This is a genomic window from Ectorhizobium quercum (assembly GCF_026552795.1).
Lineage (GTDB): Bacteria > Pseudomonadota > Alphaproteobacteria > Rhizobiales > Rhizobiaceae > Ectorhizobium > Ectorhizobium quercum.
The window spans coordinates 891465-910073 of the sequence record NZ_JANFPI010000001.1 but is presented as its reverse complement, the minus strand read 5'-3'; the positions used below and the strand labels follow the sequence as shown (position 1 = coordinate 910073).

At 66.0% G+C, this 18609-nt stretch carries 16 protein-coding genes and 1 riboswitch; of the genes, 7 read left to right on the top strand and 9 right to left on the bottom strand.

Translation table 11 applies throughout. The annotated features are described in order from the left end of the window. Positions 1-59: 59 nt before the first annotated feature. Both NOF55_RS04085 and NOF55_RS04080 read right to left on the bottom strand, forming a co-directional pair. Positions 60-1268, bottom strand: coding sequence for an FAD-binding protein (locus tag NOF55_RS04085; RefSeq protein ID WP_370868906.1), 1209 nt, complete (start codon positions 1266-1268; stop codon positions 60-62). Continuing rightward, positions 1265-2704: an FAD-linked oxidase C-terminal domain-containing protein gene (locus NOF55_RS04080; protein ID WP_306410021.1), complete on the bottom strand. Its 1440-nt coding sequence runs from the start codon at positions 2702-2704 to the stop codon at positions 1265-1267. Before NOF55_RS04080 ends, NOF55_RS04085 begins: the two co-directional genes overlap by 4 nt. Before the next feature lie 259 nt (positions 2705-2963). On the opposite strand from NOF55_RS04080, the gene NOF55_RS04075 reads away from it, so the two are divergent. From NOF55_RS04075 to NOF55_RS04055, 5 genes are all read left to right on the top strand, one after another. Then, positions 2964-3860, top strand: a complete 897-nt coding sequence (locus tag NOF55_RS04075; RefSeq protein ID WP_306410020.1) for a LysR family transcriptional regulator — start codon at positions 2964-2966, stop codon at positions 3858-3860. 142 nt (positions 3861-4002) lie between these two features. Beyond that, a complete protein-coding gene (locus NOF55_RS04070) occupies positions 4003-4476 on the top strand; it encodes an NUDIX hydrolase (protein WP_306410019.1) in 474 nt (157 codons plus the stop codon). A gap of 166 nt (positions 4477-4642) precedes the next feature. Further along, entirely contained in the window at positions 4643-6136 is a 1494-nt protein-coding gene (locus tag NOF55_RS04065; RefSeq protein WP_306410018.1) for an inorganic phosphate transporter, read from the top strand. 11 nt (positions 6137-6147) lie between these two features. Beyond that, a complete protein-coding gene (locus NOF55_RS04060) occupies positions 6148-6885 on the top strand; it encodes a 16S rRNA (uracil(1498)-N(3))-methyltransferase (protein WP_306410017.1) in 738 nt (245 codons plus the stop codon). A gap of 184 nt (positions 6886-7069) precedes the next feature. Then, positions 7070-8437, top strand: a complete 1368-nt coding sequence (locus NOF55_RS04055) for a glutamate--cysteine ligase (protein ID WP_306410016.1) — start codon at positions 7070-7072, stop codon at positions 8435-8437. 180 nt (positions 8438-8617) lie between these two features. On the opposite strand, the gene NOF55_RS04050 is transcribed toward NOF55_RS04055, so the two are convergent. Together NOF55_RS04050 and NOF55_RS04045 are read right to left on the bottom strand one after the other, a co-directional pair. After that, positions 8618-9916 (bottom strand): bifunctional folylpolyglutamate synthase/dihydrofolate synthase, encoded by a 1299-nt coding sequence (locus NOF55_RS04050; protein WP_306410015.1) that lies wholly within the window; start codon positions 9914-9916, stop codon positions 8618-8620. A gap of 24 nt (positions 9917-9940) precedes the next feature. Then, positions 9941-10021: riboswitch (ZMP/ZTP riboswitch) on the bottom strand. A 119-nt stretch (positions 10022-10140) separates the two neighbouring features. Beyond that, on the bottom strand, positions 10141-10452 hold the full coding sequence (locus tag NOF55_RS04045) for a YjiS-like domain-containing protein (RefSeq protein ID WP_306410014.1): 312 nt from the start codon (positions 10450-10452) through the stop codon (positions 10141-10143). A 142-nt stretch (positions 10453-10594) separates the two neighbouring features. Between NOF55_RS04045 and NOF55_RS04040 the strand changes: the two genes are divergently transcribed. Then, positions 10595-11554, top strand: a complete 960-nt coding sequence (locus NOF55_RS04040) for a LysR substrate-binding domain-containing protein (RefSeq protein ID WP_306410013.1) — start codon at positions 10595-10597, stop codon at positions 11552-11554. 174 nt (positions 11555-11728) lie between these two features. Here the strand turns inward: NOF55_RS04040 and adhP are convergent, their stop codons facing one another. The 4 genes from adhP to NOF55_RS04020 form a co-directional block, all read right to left on the bottom strand. Next, a complete protein-coding gene (adhP, locus tag NOF55_RS04035) occupies positions 11729-12757 on the bottom strand; it encodes an alcohol dehydrogenase AdhP (protein WP_306410012.1) in 1029 nt (342 codons plus the stop codon). 195 nt (positions 12758-12952) lie between these two features. Next, positions 12953-13495, bottom strand: a complete 543-nt coding sequence (locus tag NOF55_RS04030; protein ID WP_306410011.1) for a hypothetical protein — start codon at positions 13493-13495, stop codon at positions 12953-12955. Between the two features lie 17 nt (positions 13496-13512). Next, entirely contained in the window at positions 13513-15015 is a 1503-nt protein-coding gene (gene guaB, locus NOF55_RS04025; RefSeq protein WP_306410010.1) for an IMP dehydrogenase, read from the bottom strand. Between the two features lie 254 nt (positions 15016-15269). Then, entirely contained in the window at positions 15270-16265 is a 996-nt protein-coding gene (locus NOF55_RS04020) for an MBL fold metallo-hydrolase (protein WP_306410009.1), read from the bottom strand. A 217-nt stretch (positions 16266-16482) separates the two neighbouring features. Here NOF55_RS04020 and NOF55_RS04015 point away from each other — a divergent pair, with 217 nt between their 5' ends. Continuing rightward, positions 16483-17871, top strand: a complete 1389-nt coding sequence (locus tag NOF55_RS04015; RefSeq protein ID WP_306410008.1) for a DHA2 family efflux MFS transporter permease subunit — start codon at positions 16483-16485, stop codon at positions 17869-17871. A gap of 9 nt (positions 17872-17880) precedes the next feature. Here NOF55_RS04015 and NOF55_RS04010 read toward each other — a convergent pair whose 3' ends face one another. Next, a complete protein-coding gene (locus NOF55_RS04010; RefSeq protein ID WP_306410007.1) occupies positions 17881-18606 on the bottom strand; it encodes an RlmE family RNA methyltransferase in 726 nt (241 codons plus the stop codon). Positions 18607-18609: the final 3 nt, after the last annotated feature.

Here is an 18609-nt window from a genome sequence, read left to right as displayed (position 1 = left end):
TTGCGAGGAAGATGGCGTCAGCCAGAGGGGGTCTTAGCCACAGGAGAACCATCACCATCTCACCCCATCAGGCCGGGATTGAAAATGCCGCGCGGATCGAATTTCTCCCTGATCCGGGCGGAAAGCGCCGCCACCGCCGGAGCCTCCGGCTCGAAGGCCGGAATATCCTTGCGGAAACGGTCCGGCGCGCGCACCAGCGTCGCATGGCCGCCACCGAGCTGGCGGATCGCCTTGCGCAGGAAATCCGCCTCCGGATCGGCTTCCATCCGCAGCCAGATCAACCCGCCCTGCCAGTCGTAGAAGCAGTCGGCGCCGGCATGCAGGCGCAGGGCGCCCATCAGCAGGTGGCCGGCCGTGGGGGCGACCGAGACGCGCCACAGCACCTTGCCGCGATCCTGCGCATAGGGCGCGGCGTCGCGGATCTGGCGCCAGAGTGTCAGGCTTTGCGGCTCGTCGAGCCATGTAATCACACCGAATGCGGACAGCGCCGCCGTGAGCTTTTCCGTGCGGACCGACACCGAATGCGGCAGGCCCTCCAGGCGAAAGACGGTCGCGGCCCCTTGCGGCAGGGCGCCGGACAGGAAACGGCCGGCGACCGTGAAGGGCAGGTGCGCGGCGCCGGACACCTCGACCGGCAGGGACATGGCCGTCGCCATCGCCGCTGCGGCATGGGCGTCGTCCAGCCCCGTCACCACGACGGTTTCCGTCGCGCGCGGCGCGGGCAGGACTCGGAAGGTGACGTCGGTCATGTAGCCGAGCGTGCCGCGGGAGCCGGCCATCAGCTTGACCAGATCGAGGCCGGTGACGTTCTTCATCACCCGGCCGCCGGCCCTGATCACCTCGCCGCGACCGTTGACGAAGGTGACGCCGAGCAGGCTGTCGCGCGCTGCCCCCGCCGTCAGGCGGCGCGGGCCGGAGACATTGGCGGCGAATACGCCGCCGATGGTCGGCTCGCCGGCCGTGCCGAGAACCGGGCGGCTGTCCGCCGGTTCGAAGGGAAGCATCTGGCCGTTGGCGGCAAGGGCCGCCTCGACTTCGGCAAGCGGCGTTCCGGCCCCGGCCGTCATCACCATTTCCGCCGGGTTGTAAACCGCGATGCCGGCAAGGCCGGCGGTGGAAAGCACCGTTCCGGACACGGCGAAATCCAGCCGGGTGCCGCCGCCCCGCGGCACGACCGGCGTGCCCGAACCGGCACAATCGCGGATCAGGGCCGCGGCCTCCTCGGCGGATGCGGGATACCGCGTCTTCGTCACGGGTGGCTCCGTCATGGCCGGGGCCGTCCTTCCAGCGGGAAGACCTTGGAGGGATTGAGCAGCCAGCCGGAATCGAAGGCGGCGCGCACGGCCATCTGCTGGTTCAGGTCCGCCTGCGAATACTGGTGGCGCATCAGGTCGCGCTTCTCGATGCCGACCCCGTGCTCGCCGGTCAGGCAGCCGCCCGCATCAACGCAGAGCCGGAGGATGTCCATGCCGGCGGCCTCCGCCTTCGCGGCATCCTCCGGGTCGTTGGCATCGTAGAGGATGAGCGGGTGCATGTTGCCGTCGCCGGCGTGGAAGACGTTGGCGACGCGCAGGCCGTAGCCCTCAACGATCTCGCCGGTACGTTTCAGCACATGGGAAAGCTGGCCGAGCGGCACGGTTCCGTCCATGCAGATATAGTCGGCGATGCGGCCCGTCGCACCGAAGGCGGACTTGCGGCCCTTCCAGATCGCCGCCGCCTCCATTGCCGACTGGCTTTCGCGCACCACCTTCACGCCGTGACGGCGGGCGATCCCGACGATGCTCGCGAGCATCGCGGCCATGTCCTCCTCGGACCCCTCGACCTCGACGATCAGCAGCGCGCCGACATCCAGCGGATAGCCGGCATGGGCGAAGGCCTCGCAGATCTCGATGGCCGGCTTGTCCATGAACTCGATGGCGACCGGCACGATGCCGGAACCGATGATATCGGCCACGCAGGCGCCCGCCGCCTCCGACGTGTCGAAGCCGAACAGGACGGGGCGCGCGCCTTCCGGCCGGGCGATGAGCCGCACGGTCGCCTCGGTGACGATGCCGAGCTGGCCTTCCGAACCGCAGACCAGCCCGAGAAGATCGAGACCCGGCGCGTCCAGCGCCTTGCCGCCCAGCTCGATCACCGTGCCGTCGACGAGAACCATCTTCACGCCGAGCAGGTTGTTGGTCGTCACGCCGTATTTCAGACAATGCGCGCCGCCGGAATTCATGCCGATATTGCCGCCGATGGTGCAGGCGAGCTGCGACGAGGGGTCCGGCGCATAGAAATAGCCCTCGGGGCCGGCGGCCTCCGAAATCGCCAGGTTGGTCACGCCCGCCTCCACCGTCGCGGTGCGGTTGGCGTAATCCAGCTCGACGATGCGGGTCATGGCGGAAAGACAGAGAACGACGGCATCCTCCTGCGGGATCGCGCCGCCCGAAAGGGACGTCCCCGCCCCACGCGGAACGACCGGAACGCCATAACGATGGCAGTATTTCATGACAGCGGCCACCTCGGCCGTTGTGCGCGGCAGGGCCACGGCGAGCGGCAGGCGGCGATAGGAAATGAAACCGTCCGTTTCAAAAGGCACCAGCCGGCGCGGCTCGGCGATCAGCGCGTCCGGCGGCAGGAGGTCCGCCAGATCCTCGACGATCGCCTTACGGCGCGACAGAACATCGGCCCGAGGCTCCAGAAATCCGATCGATCCACTCATCGCCCGTTCCTCCCGATTGCGATTCCTAGCAGTTTGCGAAGGACCGAACAAATGCTAATCACCTATGACGAAAATGGAAAGAATAGGCGGGTTTGTTTCCGGAACCCGCCTTTCCGGCCTCTGGCCTTTTTCTCGCATGCTCGGGTCGGGGCCGAGCATGACGAAGGAGACGGCGAAGGTCGCGGGCGCGCGTCCGCATGAATCGGGATGCGGAGAGGCCGGAACGCGGCACCGGCCGCCGGGCAAAAGAGGAGCGTGCATGACCAATCTCGGCGATCTCGAGGTCTTCGTGCGGGTTGCGGCCTGCAATTCCATGTCCACGGCGGGCCGGTCGCTCGGGCTGTCGCCCGCCGTCGTCTCCAAGCGCATCAAGCGGCTGGAGGACAGGCTGGGCACCCGGCTTCTCCAGCGCACGACGCGGCAGATCGCCCTGACGGAAGCGGGACAGGGCTTCTTCAACCGGGTCCAGTCGATCCTGTCCGGCATCGAGGAGGCGGAGGCCTTCGTCTCCGGCCGTTCCGCCAAGGTGCAGGGCACGCTGAAGATATCGGCGCCGACCTCGTTCGGGCGCATGCACGTCGCGCCGCATCTCATCGGCTTCATGGAAGCGCATCCGGACCTGATCGTGCAGCTCGAACTGTCGGACGAGTTCACCGACATCGTCGGCGGCGGCTACGATCTGGCGATCCGCATCGCCGACCTGAGCGATTCCACGCTGGTCGCGCGCCGGCTGGCGCCGGTGCGGCGCATCCTGTGCGCCTCGGCGGACTACATCGCCCGCCACGGCATGCCGCAATCTCTGGACGAACTGAAGACCCATGCCTGCCTGCCGGCCCACAATCACGACAGCTGGCGGCTCGTCGGTCCCGGCGGACCGGTGACACTGAAGCCCCAGGGCAGCCTCGTCACCAATTCCAGCGAGGTGATCCGCGAGGCGGTGATCGCCGGTCTCGGGATCGCGCTGCGCTCGACCTGGGATATCGGCGAGGAACTCAAGTCCGGCCGGCTGACGCAGGTACTTCCCGCTTACGAGAGCGGGCGCGGCGTTTCGCTCTCCGCCGTCTATCCGAGCCGCGAGTTCCTGCCGGCCAAGGTGCGGCTCTTCATCGATTATCTGGCGTCGCTTTACGGCCCCACCCCCTACTGGGATAGATAGGGTCAGGCCTTCAAGCTTCGCATCAGCAACCCCATATAAGTATGTGCCCGACCGAAGGACGCTCTTGCGCGGCCACGGTCGGTGCTGCACGATTCACGAAACTGATTTGCGGCGATGAGTGCCGCGAAAGGACGGTAAGGACTTGACCCTGCTCGAACGGATCGCAACGAATGTCAGGCTGATGGTGCAGCGGCCGCCGCGCCAGCAATATGGCGCGATCTGTTATCGCGCGGGCGAAGCCGGCCCGCAGGTGCTGCTTCTGACCAGCCGCGACACGGGGCGCTGGGTGATCCCGAAGGGCTGGCCCATGCCGGGCAAGCCCTCCCATGCCGTGGCCGCGCAGGAAGCCTATGAGGAAGCCGGGGTGCGCGGCGAGGCCGATCCCGTCCCGGCGGGCTCCTTCCTCTATACCAAGGTTCTCGACAACGGCCTGCGCATTCCCTGCCGGGTGCAGGTTCACGCGCTGAAGGTGGACCACATGGTGGACGACTTCCCGGAAAGGGATGAGCGCCGCCTCGAATGGTTCAGCTTCGAGGAGGCCGCCGGGCGCGTTCGCGAGTCGGGGCTGCGAAGCATTCTGCGCGATTTTCCGGCACGGCTGTCTGGCAAGGAGTGATCGGGACGGAGTGACCGGGAACGGCTGAACGGCCGGCCGACTTTCGTCTCCGCCGTCATTCTTCCATTGCAATGCCGGAGGCATCATGGCACTCGACCGGACGCGGTTTCCCGCGCCGGCAACGGCGCCGGGGATCGCTTCGTCATTTCCAACCTGCGGAAAATTCATGGAACAGGCACCGCGGCCGGCCGGCAAGCCGACCCTCGACAAGGATCTGGACCGGATGACGCTCCACGAGCAGGCGGCGCACCACGTCGCCCGCCCGCTGATTGCGCCCGGCCTCGGCCTGCTGTTCCTGATTGCCGCCGCGATCATCGCCACGGCCACGGTCATCCAGCAGCCGGGTTCGCTGCTCGTCATCGCCGCCGCGACGATCGCCGCCTACATGGCCATGAACATCGGCGCCAACGACGTCACCAACAATGTCGGCCCCGCCGTCGGCGCCAAGGCGCTCAGCATGGGCGCGGCGCTGATGATGGCGGCGCTGTTCGAGACCGCCGGCGCCCTGATCGCCGGCGGCGATGTCGTCGAGACCATTTCCGACGGCATCATATCACCCGCCGCCATTTCAGACCCCGGCACGCTGGTGCGGATGATGATCGCCGCCCTGCTGTCGTCCGCGCTGTTCGTGAACATCGCCACCCTCGCCAATGCGCCGGTCTCGACCACCCACACCGTGGTCGGCGGCGTGCTCGGCTCCGGCATCGCCGCCGCCGGGCTGGATGCCGTCAACTGGCCGTCGATGGCCGGGATCACGGCAAGCTGGGTGATCTCACCCGTTCTGGGCGGCCTCATCGCCGCCGGCTTTCTCTACGTCATCAAGGAAACCGTGGTCTACCGCGACGACAAGATCGCAGCGGCGCGCGTCTGGGTGCCTGTGCTGATCGGCGTCATGGCCGGCTCCTTTTCCGCCTATCTCGCCTTCAAGGGGCTGAACCGGCTGTTCTTCGTCTCTCTGCCGCACGCCACCTTCTTCGGCTTCGCCACGGGCATCCTGAGCTGGCTCGCCGCCATTCCCTTCATCCGCAGCCAGGCCGCCGGGCTGGAAAACCGCAACCAGTCGCTGCGAAAGCTGTTTCGCCTGCCGCTGGTGCTGACCGCGGCGATCCTCTGCTTCGGCCACGGCGCCAACGACGTGTCGAACGCCGTCGGGCCGCTCTCGGCCATCGTCAACGCGACGGAGCGGGCGAATTTCGGCGAGACCGTCGCCATTCCCTTCTGGGTGATGTTGATCGGCGGCCTCGGCATTTCCGTTGGCCTCATCCTGTTCGGCCCGCGCCTCATCAACCTCGTCGGCGCCCAGATCACCAAGCTGAACCCGATGCGCGCCTTCAGCGTATCGCTTTCGACGGGGGTGACGGTGATCGTCGCCTCCTGGCTCGGCCTGCCGGTCAGCACCACGCATATCGCCGTGGGCGCCGTGTTCGGCGTCGGCTTCTTCCGCGAGTGGTACACGCGAAATTCGAGCCGCCGCCTCGCCTACATGCACGACAGATCCGGCATGGCGAACCGGCACGAGCACAATCCCGACGAGGTGCGCCGCCGCTATCTGGTGCGCCGTTCGCATTTCATGACGATCATCGCCGCATGGGTGCTGACGGTGCCGGCGTCGGCCGCCATGTCCGCCGCCCTTTACGGGCTGATGTCGCTGTTCTTCTGAGGTCGCCTGCCATGCGTGCCAATTTCCGCCTGCAACGGCTGTTCGTCGAAAATGCCCTTCATGCCGAAGCGGCCATCCCCGCCGATGCCGACCAGTTCAACTATCTCGCCAACGTGCTGCGGATGGAGGACGGCGCCGAGGTTCTCCTGTTCAACGGCCGCGATGGCGAATGGCTGGCGCGCCTGACCTTTCCGGCCCGCAAGAAGATCGTCATGGTGGCCGCGGAGCAGACGCGCGCGCAGACGCCCATGCCCGACCTGCATTATCTCTTCGCCCCGCTGAAAACCGGCCGCATGGACTATATGGTGCAGAAGGCCGTGGAAATGGGCGCCGGCGTGCTTCAGCCCGTCATGACCCAGCATGTTCAGGGCAGGATCACCAGCATGGACCGCCTGCGGGCCAATATCGTCGAGGCGGCCGAGCAATGCGGGGTGATTTCCGTGCCGAGGCTCGAAGCGCCCGTGAAGCTGCGCGACCTTACGGACGGCTGGGACCCGGCCCGGCGCCTTCTCTTCTGCGACGAAGGCGAGGAAACCAACAATCCGCTCAGCGCCTTGCAGGCGATCGCCGAACGGCATGCGGCACTGCTGATCGGCCCGGAGGGAGGCTTTTCTGAGGAGGAGCGGCACTGGCTGCGCGCGCTGCCCTTCGTCACCGCCATTCCGCTCGGGCCGCGCATCCTGCGGGCCGACACGGCGGCCGTGGCGGCGATGGCGCTGGTCCAGGCGACCGCCGGCGACTGGCGCTGACCCGGCCCGTAGAAATTTTTTCGCACTGCCGGTACGATAGCAAGAGAATATCCCGCTCATTTTCCCCGGCAGAAGGAGATTGTTTTTTTGAACGATCTCCCAAAGAAATTCACTTGCCTCTGAACAATTTCCAGTCCAATCACTCCGGAAAACCGAAAAGAGCGTCCCAGACAAGGCAGGTTTCATGGCTCGCGACACGACCGACGATACGCCGCTCTCCGCGCATTGCGAACTGACCTCCTACATGGAAGCCGGCAGCAAGCCGAAGGAGCAGTTCCGGATCGGGACGGAGCACGAGAAGTTTGCCTTCTACGTCGACGGAAATCGCCCCGTGCCCTATGGAAACGGCATCGAGACCCTGCTGGAAGGCATGCGCGACCTGCTCGGCTGGGAGCCCATCGTGGACGGCGACCATGTCATCGGGCTTTCGGAGCCGGCCGGAAACGGCGCGATCTCCATCGAGCCCGGCGGCCAGTTCGAGCTTTCCGGCGCCCCTCTTGCCAGCCTGTTCGACACGCAGACGGAAACGCAGACGCATCTCGATGTGCTGAAGACCGTGGCGGAGCCGCTCGGCATCGAATTCCTCGCCGTCGGCGGCAGCCCGAAATGGACGCTCGCGGAAACCCCGCGCATGCCGAAATCGCGCTACGACATCATGACCGGCTATATGCCGAAGGTCGGCCGCCACGGGCTGGACATGATGTATCGCAGCGCCACCATTCAGGTGAACCTCGATTATTCCAGCGAGGACGACATGGCGCGCAAGATGCGCGTTTCCATGAAGCTCCAGTCCATCGCCACCGCGCTGTTTGCGGCTTCACCCTTCACCGACGGCAAGCCGAACGGCTATCATTCCTGGCGCGGCGAGATCTGGCGCGACACCGACAACACCCGCGCCGGCTGTCTGCCCTTCGTCTTCAAGCCGGAATTCGGCTTTTCCGACTATGCGGAATGGGCGCTCGACGTGCCGATGTATTTCGTCATCCGCGACGGCCGCTACATCAATTGCACCGACATCACCTTCCGCCAGTTCCTGGACGGGGCGCTGAAGGGCAGGATCGACGCCTGGCAGCCGACGCAGGGTGACTGGACCAACCATCTTTCCACCCTGTTTCCCGACGTGCGCCTGAAGCGCTTTCTCGAAATGCGCGGCGCCGACAACGGCCCGCTGCCGCATATCACGGCGCTGCCGGCGTTCTGGGTCGGCCTGCTCTATGACGAAGCGGCGCTGGCCGACGCGGAAGCGCTGACCGCGGCATGGACGTTCGAGGACGTGACCGCCCTGCGCGACGGCGTTCCGACGCAGGGGCTGAAGACGGCGATCAGGGGCCACACGGCTCTCGACATCGCCCGCGAGGCGGTGGCGATCTCGCGCAAGGGCCTCAAGGCCCGCGGCATCCGCAACGCGCAGGGCGAGGACGAAAGCCTCTTCCTCGCGCCGCTGGACGCGATCATCGCCCGCAAGGCGACGCTGGCCGAGGACATGCTGGCCGCCTTCAACGGCCCGTGGAACGGCTCGGTGGAGCCGGTTTTCGAAGCCTACCGATATTGAAGGTTTGGCCGGGTTTACCCCCTCTGGCCTGCCGGCCATCTCCCCCACAAGAGGGGAGAAGATACGCGGCAACCTTTCGCCCTTCGCAAATGTTGTGATACGGGAAACCGGCGCATCTATCGTTCTCCCCCCTTGTGGGGGAGATGGCGGCAACCAGAGAGGGACCGCGAAGGCGTGCCCTCAAGGGCGCGGCACGACGCCGGTCATGTAGAGCGAGCCGGTGACGAGTACCCATTGGCCAGCCGCCGCCGCCCGCCTCAACGCCCCGGCATAAGCGTCCAGCGGATCGGCCTCGACGGAATACGCAAGGCCCAGCTTTTCGGCAACCGCGGCCAGTTCGGCCGGATCGCGCGAGCGATCGTTGGCGCGGGTCAGGATCGCCGTCACGCCCGCCTTCGCCAGAACGCCAAGCAAGCCTTCCGCATCCTTGTCGCGGGCGATGGAAACGACGGCGAGACAGGCACCGGCATGTTCCGGCGTCCGGCGCAGGTCGGCGAGGACGGCAGCGAGGTTGAAGGGAACGTGCGCGCCGTCGAGAACGACATGCACCCTGCGGGCCCCGGCCCCCTCGCCCACGTTAACGTCGAAGAATTCCATGCGGCCCGGAAGGCGTGCCGCCTCCAGCGTGGCGCGGTCGAGCAGCCAGGCGCCGAGCGGCTTGCCGGCGGCAGCCCCGCCTTTCGCCGCCACGCCGCGTTCGCCGAGTGCTTCCAGCGCCGCGCCGACGACCTGGGTATTCCGTTCGGCAATGGTCGCGTCCTCGGGAAGGACCGGCACGATCAGCGCCGCGCCCAGCTCATCCGCCCGGGCGGCGATCACCGCGCCCGCCTCGTCGTCCGCCGTCAGCGGCGTCACGGCGATGCGTGCCGGCTTGACGATGCCCGCCTTCTCGAAGGCGATCTTCGCGCGGGTATCGCCCAGCACTTCCGTATGCTCGAGCTCGATATTGGTGACGATGGCGACATCGCTCGGCACGACATTGGTGGAATCGAGGCGGCCGCCGAGGCCGGTCTCCACCACGGCCCATTCCACGCCCGCTTCCCTAAACACGAGGAATGCCGCGATGGTCAGCACGTCGAACCATGTCGCGTCCGCAGCAGGCGTCTGTTGCGCGCGCGCCTGCTTCAGCGCCTCCAGCGCGCGGGCCAGCGCCTGCGCCATCACCGGCTCGGGGGCAGTATGCCCGTCAAGGGTCATGCGTTCGCCGAAATATTCGACATGCGGCGAGGAATAGCGCCCGACACGAAAGCCGGCTCGCGAAAGGGCAGCCTCCAGCAGCGCGCAGGTCGAGCTTTTGCCCTTGGTGCCGGCGACATGGATGGAGCGGAAACTGCGTTCGGGATGACCGAGCCGGGCGGCGAGATCGCGGATCGGCTCCAGATCGACGCGCATGCCGTCGCGCGGACGGCTTTCCCAGTTGGTCAGCCCGTCAAGCTCGGCCAGAACATCAATCAAATGCTGGTCGTGGATCTTCCGCATGGTCGGCACCCTCGTCACATTCCCGATCGGTGCCCAGGCGAGCGGCAAGCCAAGGCCGCGCTTCCCGATGGTATCCATCTCAATTCGCCAGTCACGCAGCGGCGGACGGTATAGCGTCCCGAAGGGACGGACGCAAGCAGGCATAAAAAGACCCGGCGACGGGGTGCGGCGCCGGGCAAATGCGAAGCGGATTGGCGGCCGCTTCGCGGGGAAAATCGTCAGGATCAGCCGCGGCGCGGCGCGAAGCGGCGCCATGCGCGGGCGCGGACGGCCCGCGTCAGCCCCGGCGTCGGGTCTCCGAACGCGCCGGCATCGGCAAGCGCATCGTCCAGATCGGCGCGCGTCAGGCCGATATCGTCGAGCATGCGATCGTCGAGATCGCGCAGGTCGTTGGCGCTCAGGCGGTTTAAGACGGCGCGCACCAGGCCGGAAACGGCGGTGCGGACGGTGGACGGTGCGCCGACGAACGAGCGGGCTTTGGGCTTGCGGCCAAGGCTTGCCGCGCTGGCGAAACTGATCTCCTTGATGCTGGACATGGGGTTCTTCCCGTTATTGGTGTCTGGTTTGCGGGCCGACCGTGTTCGATCCGGCCTCGCGAGATAAATTGCCCAAAACCTATTGATCAGTCCATCGAATGTTTTTAATATGTATCATCAACTATTTTTATGGATGGTTTCCGTGGCCGCACCCCTCGACATCGACCAGTTGCACACCTTCATCGCCATCGCCGATACGGGCAGCTTCACCCGGGCGGCCGACCGGATCTTCAAGACGCAATCCGCCGTTTCCATGCAGATGAGGCGGCTTGAGGAACGCATCGGCAAACAGCTTTTCGCCAAGGACGGGCGCGGCAACCGCCTGACCGCCGAAGGCGAGAAGCTGCTGAACTATGCCCGCCGCATCATCCGCCTGAACAACGAGGCCATCGCCGCCTTCGACGACAACCGTCTGGAGGGCACGCTGCGCATCGGCACGCCCGACGATTACGCCGACCGCTACATGCCTGAAATCATAGGCCGTTTCGCCAAGACGCATCCGAATGTCGAGCTTTATATCGTCTGCGAGCCCTCGACGAGCCTGACGGAGAAAATGCAGCGCGGCGAACTCGATATCGCGCTCGTAACGCACAATCCGCGCGAACGGCAATCGGACGTGGTGCGCACCGAACCCCTGTGCTGGGTCACGTCCGCCAACCATCCGCTGCGCGAAAACGCGCCGGTGCCGCTGGCCGTGGGCCGGCGCGATTGCTGCTGGCGGCAGCTTGCCTGCTCGGCGCTCGACGCGGACGGCCGCGACTACCAGATTCTCTTCACGAGCTGGTCGTCCACCGTCGTCACCGCGGCGGTTCTGGCCGGCATGGCGGTTTCCGTCCTGCCGGAATCGGCCCTGCGCCCCGGCATGAAGGTGCTGACTTCGGCCGACGGCTTCCCGCCGCTGCCGCCGGTGCAGATCGGCCTGATGAAGCGCCCCGGCCTCTCCGCCTCGCTGATGAACGCGATCACCGACCACATCACCGCCTGCCTCGACAATATCTCGATCGGCCAGGCCGCGGTTCCCGACGATCTGGACGGCGACGTGCGCAGTTTCACGCCACGCCCGCCGCGCCACCGCCCCGGCCACCTGATGCCGGGCTGGTAAAGACGGGCGACCCTGCGCGGACCGCAGACTGCCGACGAGGGAGGTGTCGCTCTCTTTCGGCATGGGCGGTCCCCGGGTCGAGCCCGAGGGCAACCGGGGAGAGGGTTTGCAGATACACAGAGGCCCGCGCGGTTTCCCGCGCGGGCCTTTTTCCGTTCAACAACGAACCGTCGATCAGGCGGCGAGATCGACCACGATACGGCCGTCGATCTTGCCTTCCTCCATGCGGTGGAAGATGTCGTTGATGTTTTCCAGCTTGTCCCAGGAGAAGTGGGCCGCCACCTTGCCGTCGCCGGCGAAGGTGAGCGCTTCCTCCAGATCCTGCCGGGTGCCGACGATGGAGCCGCGCACCGTGATGCGCTTCAGCACCGTTTCGAAAACCGGCAGGGCCACGAAGCCCGGGGGGAGGCCGTTCAGCACCATCGTGCCCTTGGAGCGCAGGAAGCCATAGGCCTGCTCCATCGCCTTGGGGGACACGGCCGTGACGAGGGCGCCATGCGTGCCGCCTGTCGCCTTCTGCACCTGCTCGATGGCATCCGGGTCGCGACCGTTGACGGTGACGTCGGCGCCGAGCTTCTTCGCCAGTTCGAGCTTTTCGTCGAAGATATCGGCAGCGACGACATTCATGCCCATCGCCTTGGCATACTGCACGGCCATGTGGCCGAGACCGCCGACGCCGGAAATCACCACCCACTCACCGGGCCGCACTTCCGTTTCCTTCAGGCCCTTGTAGACCGTCACGCCGGCGCACAGCACCGGGGCGGCGGGGCCGAACTCCAGATTGTCCGGCAAGCGGCCGACGAATTTCGGATCGGCCAGCCCGTATTCGGCGAAGGAACCGTTGACCGAGTAACCGGCGTTCTTCTGGTCCGGGCACAGGGTTTCCCAGCCGGTGCGGCACGGAACGCAGCAACCGCAAGCCGTGTAGAGCCAAGGCGTGCCGGCGCGGTCGCCTTCCTTGATGCCCTTGACCCCGGCGCCGATCTTGGCGACGTAGCCGACGCCCTCATGGCCCGGAATGAAGGGCGGATTGGGCTTGACCGGCCAATCGCCGGTGGCGGCGTGCAGGTCTGTGTGGCATATGCCCGTCGCCTTGTAGTTGATCAGAATCTCACCCGGACCCGGATCCGGAATCGGAACCTCCTCGATGGTCAGTGGCTTGCCGAATTCCCGCACGACGGCGGCCTTCATCGTTTTTGCCATGAGTTTTCTCCCGTAAAACTTCCAGAGTTGGCGGTACGCTCCGCCTACGGCGGATCAACCACATGACAGGAAGACAGTCGCGCAACGCGCGGCCAAGGGCCTGGATCAAACCCACGGAATTTGTGATGCCGATCTGTATCGAAAACGCGACAGGCGTGGAGTCAAAAACTTGACTCGGAAAGTAAAGTTATATAGTTACGCCTTTGGCTGCAAGCGTTTCAGCAATGTGAAGCGCAGCAGGAAGACCGCCGCCAGCGACACGCCGACGAATTTGAAGGCGGTGAGCCACGGCGCGAGATCGAGCAGCCATCCGGACGGTTCCGGGCTTTGCAGCAGCGCGAAAAAGGCAGCGTTTTCAGCATAATCGGCCAGCACATAGGTCAACGGCTGGGCGAGCACGATGGCCTTCAGCGGCCCGGTGACGGGGCGGCTGAACATCTGTGCGCCCTCCGACACGCGCAGCAGGAAGAGAAACAGGAACGCCGCGAAAACCAGCGGGAAATACAGTTCCGGACCCAGCAGCATGTTGTGGAACAGGGCCGCGGCCTGCGAACTGCCCTCGAGCGCGCGGAAGAAGGCCGCCACGCTCTCGCGGGCATGGTCGCCGACGGCGAGATCCGGCAGGTCGGCATTCGGCAGAAGGGCCTCGAGCGGCCGGCGAAAGGCGAAATGCATCCAGCCGAACAGGGCGGCGGATGCCGCCCCCGTCAGCAGGATCACGCGGTCGACCTGTTGCATGCCGCCCGCAGCCACCCTTAGACCGCCCCCGGATAGTTGGGGCTTTCGCGGGTAATCGTCACGTCGTGGGCATGGCTTTCGCGCAGGCCCGCGCCGGAGATGCGCACGAAGGTGGCGCGCTCCTGGAAGTCCTTGATCGTCGCACCGCCGACATAGCCCATCGCCGCGCGCAGACCGCCGCCGAGCTGGTGCAGCACGCCGGCCACCGGGCCCTTGTAGGGCACCTGCCCCTCGATACCCTCCGGAACCAGCTTCAGCGTATCGCGCACCTCGGCCTGGAAATAGCGGTCCGCCGAGCCGCGCGCCATCGCGCCGACCGAGCCCATGCCGCGATAGGCCTTGAAGGAACGGCCCTGGTAGAGGAAGACCTCGCCCGGGCTTTCGTCCGTTCCGGCCAGCAGCGAGCCGATCATGACGGCGGAAGCGCCGGCGGCGATCGCCTTGGCGAGATCGCCGGAGAACTTGATGCCGCCATCCGCGATCACCGGAATATCGGCCTCAGCCGCGGCTTCGACGGAGGCCATGACGGCAGCAAGCTGCGGAACGCCGACGCCGGCGACGATGCGGGTGGTGCAGATCGAGCCCGGGCCGATCCCGACCTTGACCGCATCCGCACCGGCATCGATGAGCGCCTTCGTGCCGTCGGCGGTCGCGACATTGCCGGCGATGATGCGAACGGAATTCGACATCTTCTTCACATGGGCGACGGCATCGAGCACGCGCTGCGAGTGGCCGTGGGCGGTATCGACCACCAGAATATCCACGCCCGCGTCGATCAGGCGCTCGGCGCGCTCGACGGCATCGGCGCCCACCGAGATGGCGGCGGCGGCGCGCAGGCGGCCCTGGGCATCCTTCGTAGCGTTGGGGTTGAGCTGCGACTTCTCCATGTCCTTGACGGTGACGAGGCCGACGCAATGGCCGTCGCCGTCGACGACCAGCAGCTTTTCGATGCGGTGCTTGTGCAGGAGGCGGCGGGCCTCCGTCTGCTCGACGTTTTCCTTGACCGTCACGAGGTTCTCGCGGGTCATGAGTTCGTAGACCTTCTGGTCCGGGTCGGAGGCGAAGCGGACGTCTCGGTTCGTCAGGATACCGACGAGACGGCCGGTCTTGTGGCCGCCGGAGCCGCCGTTCTCGACAACCGGGATGCCGGAGATGCCGTGTGCCTTCATCAGCGCCAGGGCCTCGGAAAGCTTCGCGTCCGGGCCGATCGTGACCGGATTGACGACCATGCCGCTTTCGAACTTCTTGACCTGGCGGACTTCCTCCGCCTGCTCGGCCGGCGTGAGATTGCGGTGGATGACGCCGATGCCGCCGGCCTGGGCCATCGCGATCGCAAGACGGCTTTCCGTCACCGTGTCCATCGCGGACGAGATGATCGGCAGGTTGAGATCGATGTCGCGGGCGATGCGCGTTGCGATGTTGACCTGCCCCGGCATGACTTCCGAGTGGCCGGGCTGGAGCAGAACGTCATCGAAGGTCAGCGCTTCAGCGCCGGTTGCGGTTTGCAGGATGCGGGCCATGCCAAGTTCCTTGAGTAAATAGAAATTCGTCCGGCGGAGGGAGGCCGGAAGAGATCTTCGCGAATAGGAAGTTGACGAGGGCTGCTACCACGCTTTTGCGAAGATGGGAACAGCCGGGGCCGGCAAAATCTTGCACTCCGGTACAATTTCACAGCCGTGTCATGGTTTGACCACGCACACGGACGGCCGCGACATGATCATCCCCGGCCCGGAGAGCGGGGATGATGCCGGTACTCTGTCGCCTGAGAAACGGCTCAGACGTCGAACTGGTAGGACTTGGCGATGAAGCGATAGCCCGTGTCCTGCTTTTCCACGTAACCTGCGGCGGGGAACGGCATGTGGTACCCGAGGAAGGCCAGCCGGTCGGTGGCGATCATGTCGAACACCTTCTTGCGGGTTTCGGCGGCCGCAGCCTTGTCCATGTCGAAACGCACCTCCCAGTCCGGCCGTTGCAGGGAAAGGACGTAGTGGTTGGCTGTATCGGCCGTCAGGATGAGCTGCTTGCCGTCCGATTCGAGGCGATAGATCATGTGGCCGGGCGAGTGGCCGAACGCCGCCATCGCGCCGATGCCGGACACCACCTCGCCGCCGTCGTCAAGGAAGGTGAACTTCTCGGCGAAGGGCTGCACCTTGGCCAGCACGCCCTGATGGCCGGCTTCGGCCGGCGTGCCGACCCGTTCGGGGTTGACCCAGAAATCGTATTCGACCTGGCCGGTGACATAACGCGCATTCGGGAAGGTGGCCTCGCCGTTCTCCGTCATGCCGCCGATATGGTCGCCGTGCAGGTGGGTCAGAACGACGACGGTGACGTCTTCCGGCTGGTAGCCGGCCAGCGCCATGCCTTCGACCAGGCGGCCGCCGCCCCATTCGCGGCCGCTTTCGCCGAACCCCGTGTCGAACAGCACGACATCCGATCCCGTATTGACGAGAACCGGCGAGAACCCGTTCACGAAGGTGTTCGGCGGCAGGAAATTGTCGGTCAGCAGACGGGCGACCTCATCCGGCGCCTGGTCGATGCCGAAGGTCTCGTTGGGCGCGCCGGCCTCGCGGGCGCCGTCCTTGATCACGGTGACTTCGAAGCCCCCGACCTTGAAACGGTGAATATCCGGGGGAAAGACGAACGGCCGCGCCTCCTGCGCACCGGCCTGCTGCGCCGCTGCCCGCGTCGCCCCCAGAAGGGCGGGAGCCGCCAGCGCCGCCGCGCCCGCTCCGAGCAGAAGCCGTCTGTTGAAAATCGCATCCTCCGACATGATTGTCTCCTTTGCCGTTTCGCACAACATAGAACAAAGCTGCGACACGAAAAGTACGCTCACGCAGACTTGATGAAACCCGCCACACCCTGCCTTCACGCGCCATCGCAGGCAGGCATGGACACCCAAATGCACCTTAATCTCCCACGCGCAATTGGCACAGACCAAAACTGAGGCTACAGACATTCCTGTCTTTCTGGAATGGTCTGCCCGGCTCATGAACCGCATCGTCCCCCTCATCCTCGCCGTCGCCCTCTTCATGGAGCAGATGGATTCGACCGTGATCGCCACGGCGCTGCCGACGATCGCCGAGGATCTCGGCATCGGCCCGATCACGCTGAAGCTGGCGCTGACGGCCTACATGGTGTCGCTGGCCATCTTCATACCCGTCAGCGGCTGGATGGCCGACCGGTTCGGCGCCAAGAAGGTCTTCCGCCTGGCCATCCTCGTCTTCGTCGTCGGCTCCATCGCCTGCGCCGTGTCGTCCAGCCTGTTGCAGTTCGTCGTCTCACGCTTCCTGCAAGGCATGGGCGGCGCGATGATGACGCCGGTCGGCCGCCTCGTGCTGCTTCGCACCACCAAGCGCAGCGAACTCGTGTCGGCGATGGCGCTCCTGACCATTCCCGCACTCGTCGGACCGCTGACCGGCCCGCCCGTCGGCGGCTTCATCACCACCTATTTCTCCTGGCACTGGATCTTCCTGATCAACGTGCCGGTCGGGGTGATCGGCTACATCCTTTCCGGCATATTCCTGCCTGAGATCGAGGCCCAGCGGCCGCCGCCGCTCGACACGCCCGGCTTCATCCTGTCGGCCACGGCGGCGGGCGGGGTGATCTTCGGGCTGTCCGTCGTCAGCCTTCCGGCGCTGCCGCCGGCCATCGGCATCGCGACGGTGGCGATCGGCATCGCCGCGGGCGTGGCCTATGTCATCCATGCCCGCCGCACACCGGACCCCATCCTGTCGCTGACGATCTTTTCCAACCGCACGTTCAGAAGCGCGATCACCTCCGGCACGCTGTTTCGCATCGCCGGCGGCGCCATCCCCTTCCTGATGCCGCTCATGCTGCAAATCGGGTTCGGGCTGTCGCCCTTCCAGTCGGGCATGATCACCTTCGTCGGTGCCATCGGGGCCATCACCACGAAGTTCATCGCGCGACGGGTTCTCGCCTTCGCCGGCTTCCGCACCGTGTTGATCACCGGCGCGCTGGTCACGGCCGTCGCCACCGCGGCCAACGGCTTCTTCACGCCGGAAACGCCCTATGCGGTGATCTTCTTCTTCCTGCTTCTGGCAGGCTTCGCCCGCTCGTTCTTCTTCACCAGCACGAACGCGCTCTCCTATTCGGAGATCGAGGATTCTCAGGCGAGCCAGGCCACGTCCATCGCATCCGTCACGCAGCAGATCAGCCTGGCGCTCGGCGTCTCTGCGGCAGCGGCCATCCTCGAGATCCAGACTGTCTTTTCGGGCTCGCATCTGGCCCTCGGCGACTTCCACGTCGCCTTCTTCGCGATCGCCGCCCTGTCGCTCACCGCGCTGCCGCCGCTTCTCGCGCTGCCGCGCAATGCGGGCGCGTCGGTCTCCGGTCACAAGGCGGGCAGCCGGGCCTGACCCGGCGGGTCACGCCTCGCCGGGCGTCTGCGCCTCGACAGGTTTGCGCCCCTTGAACCCTTTGGCCAGCAGGAACATCTCGACCGATTCCGCCCGCGACGAGCCGGGCTTGACGTGGATGACCTGCCTGAAATTCTGCTTGAGCATGTTGAGCAGGTCGCGTTCCGTGCCACCCTGGAAGGTCTTGGCGAGAAAATGGCCGCCCTCCGCCAGAACCTCCACGGCGAAATAGGCGGCGACCTCGCAAAGATGCATGGTGCGCAGGTGGTCGGTCTTCTGGTGCCCGGTCGTCGGCGCCGCCATGTCGGAAATCACCAGGTCCGGCGTGCCACCCAGGGCTTCCATGATCCTTTTCGGCGCCTCGTCGTCGAGAAAGTCCATCTGAAGCAGGGTAACGCCGGGAATGGGCGCGACTTCGAGAAAATCGATGCCCACGACGCGGATGTCCTCCTCGGTGGAGCCCGTGACCTTGGCGGCGATCTGCGACCAGCTTCCGGGCGCCGCCCCCAGATCGATGATCCGGCGGGCACCCTTGAGGATGGCGTGCTTCTCGTCGATCTCCAGCAGCTTGAAGGCGGCGCGGGCGCGATAGCCTTCAAGCCGCGCGCGCTGCACATAGGGATCGTTGATGTGGCGCTCGATCCAGCGCCGCGACGACGCCTTCAGCTTGCCCTTCTTCACCTTCTGGCCGATCTTTCGGCCGGTACGATTGCCGCCGGTCGGTGTCTTGACCATTCC

Bases quoted from the DNA above. Each gene is read 5' to 3' on its own strand.
- NOF55_RS04085 (WP_370868906.1), bottom strand. From the start codon at position 1,268: ATGACGGAGCCACCCGTGACGAAGACGCGGTATCCCGCATCCGCCGAG.
- NOF55_RS04080 (WP_306410021.1), bottom strand. From the start codon at position 2,704: ATGAGTGGATCGATCGGATTTCTGGAGCCTCGGGCCGATGTTCTGTCG.
- NOF55_RS04075 (WP_306410020.1), top strand. From the start codon at position 2,964: ATGACCAATCTCGGCGATCTCGAGGTCTTCGTGCGGGTTGCGGCCTGC.
- NOF55_RS04065 (WP_306410018.1), top strand. From the start codon at position 4,643: ATGGAACAGGCACCGCGGCCGGCCGGCAAGCCGACCCTCGACAAGGAT.
- NOF55_RS04060 (WP_306410017.1), top strand. From the start codon at position 6,148: ATGCGTGCCAATTTCCGCCTGCAACGGCTGTTCGTCGAAAATGCCCTT.
- NOF55_RS04055 (WP_306410016.1), top strand. From the start codon at position 7,070: ATGGCTCGCGACACGACCGACGATACGCCGCTCTCCGCGCATTGCGAA.
- NOF55_RS04050 (WP_306410015.1), bottom strand. From the start codon at position 9,916: ATGCGGAAGATCCACGACCAGCATTTGATTGATGTTCTGGCCGAGCTT.
- NOF55_RS04045 (WP_306410014.1), bottom strand. From the start codon at position 10,452: ATGTCCAGCATCAAGGAGATCAGTTTCGCCAGCGCGGCAAGCCTTGGC.
- adhP (WP_306410012.1), bottom strand. From the start codon at position 12,757: ATGGCAAAAACGATGAAGGCCGCCGTCGTGCGGGAATTCGGCAAGCCA.
- NOF55_RS04030 (WP_306410011.1), bottom strand. From the start codon at position 13,495: ATGCAACAGGTCGACCGCGTGATCCTGCTGACGGGGGCGGCATCCGCC.
- guaB (WP_306410010.1), bottom strand. From the start codon at position 15,015: ATGGCCCGCATCCTGCAAACCGCAACCGGCGCTGAAGCGCTGACCTTC.
- NOF55_RS04020 (WP_306410009.1), bottom strand. From the start codon at position 16,265: ATGTCGGAGGATGCGATTTTCAACAGACGGCTTCTGCTCGGAGCGGGC.
- NOF55_RS04015 (WP_306410008.1), top strand. From the start codon at position 16,483: ATGAACCGCATCGTCCCCCTCATCCTCGCCGTCGCCCTCTTCATGGAG.
- NOF55_RS04010 (WP_306410007.1), bottom strand. From the start codon at position 18,606: ATGGTCAAGACACCGACCGGCGGCAATCGTACCGGCCGAAAGATCGGC.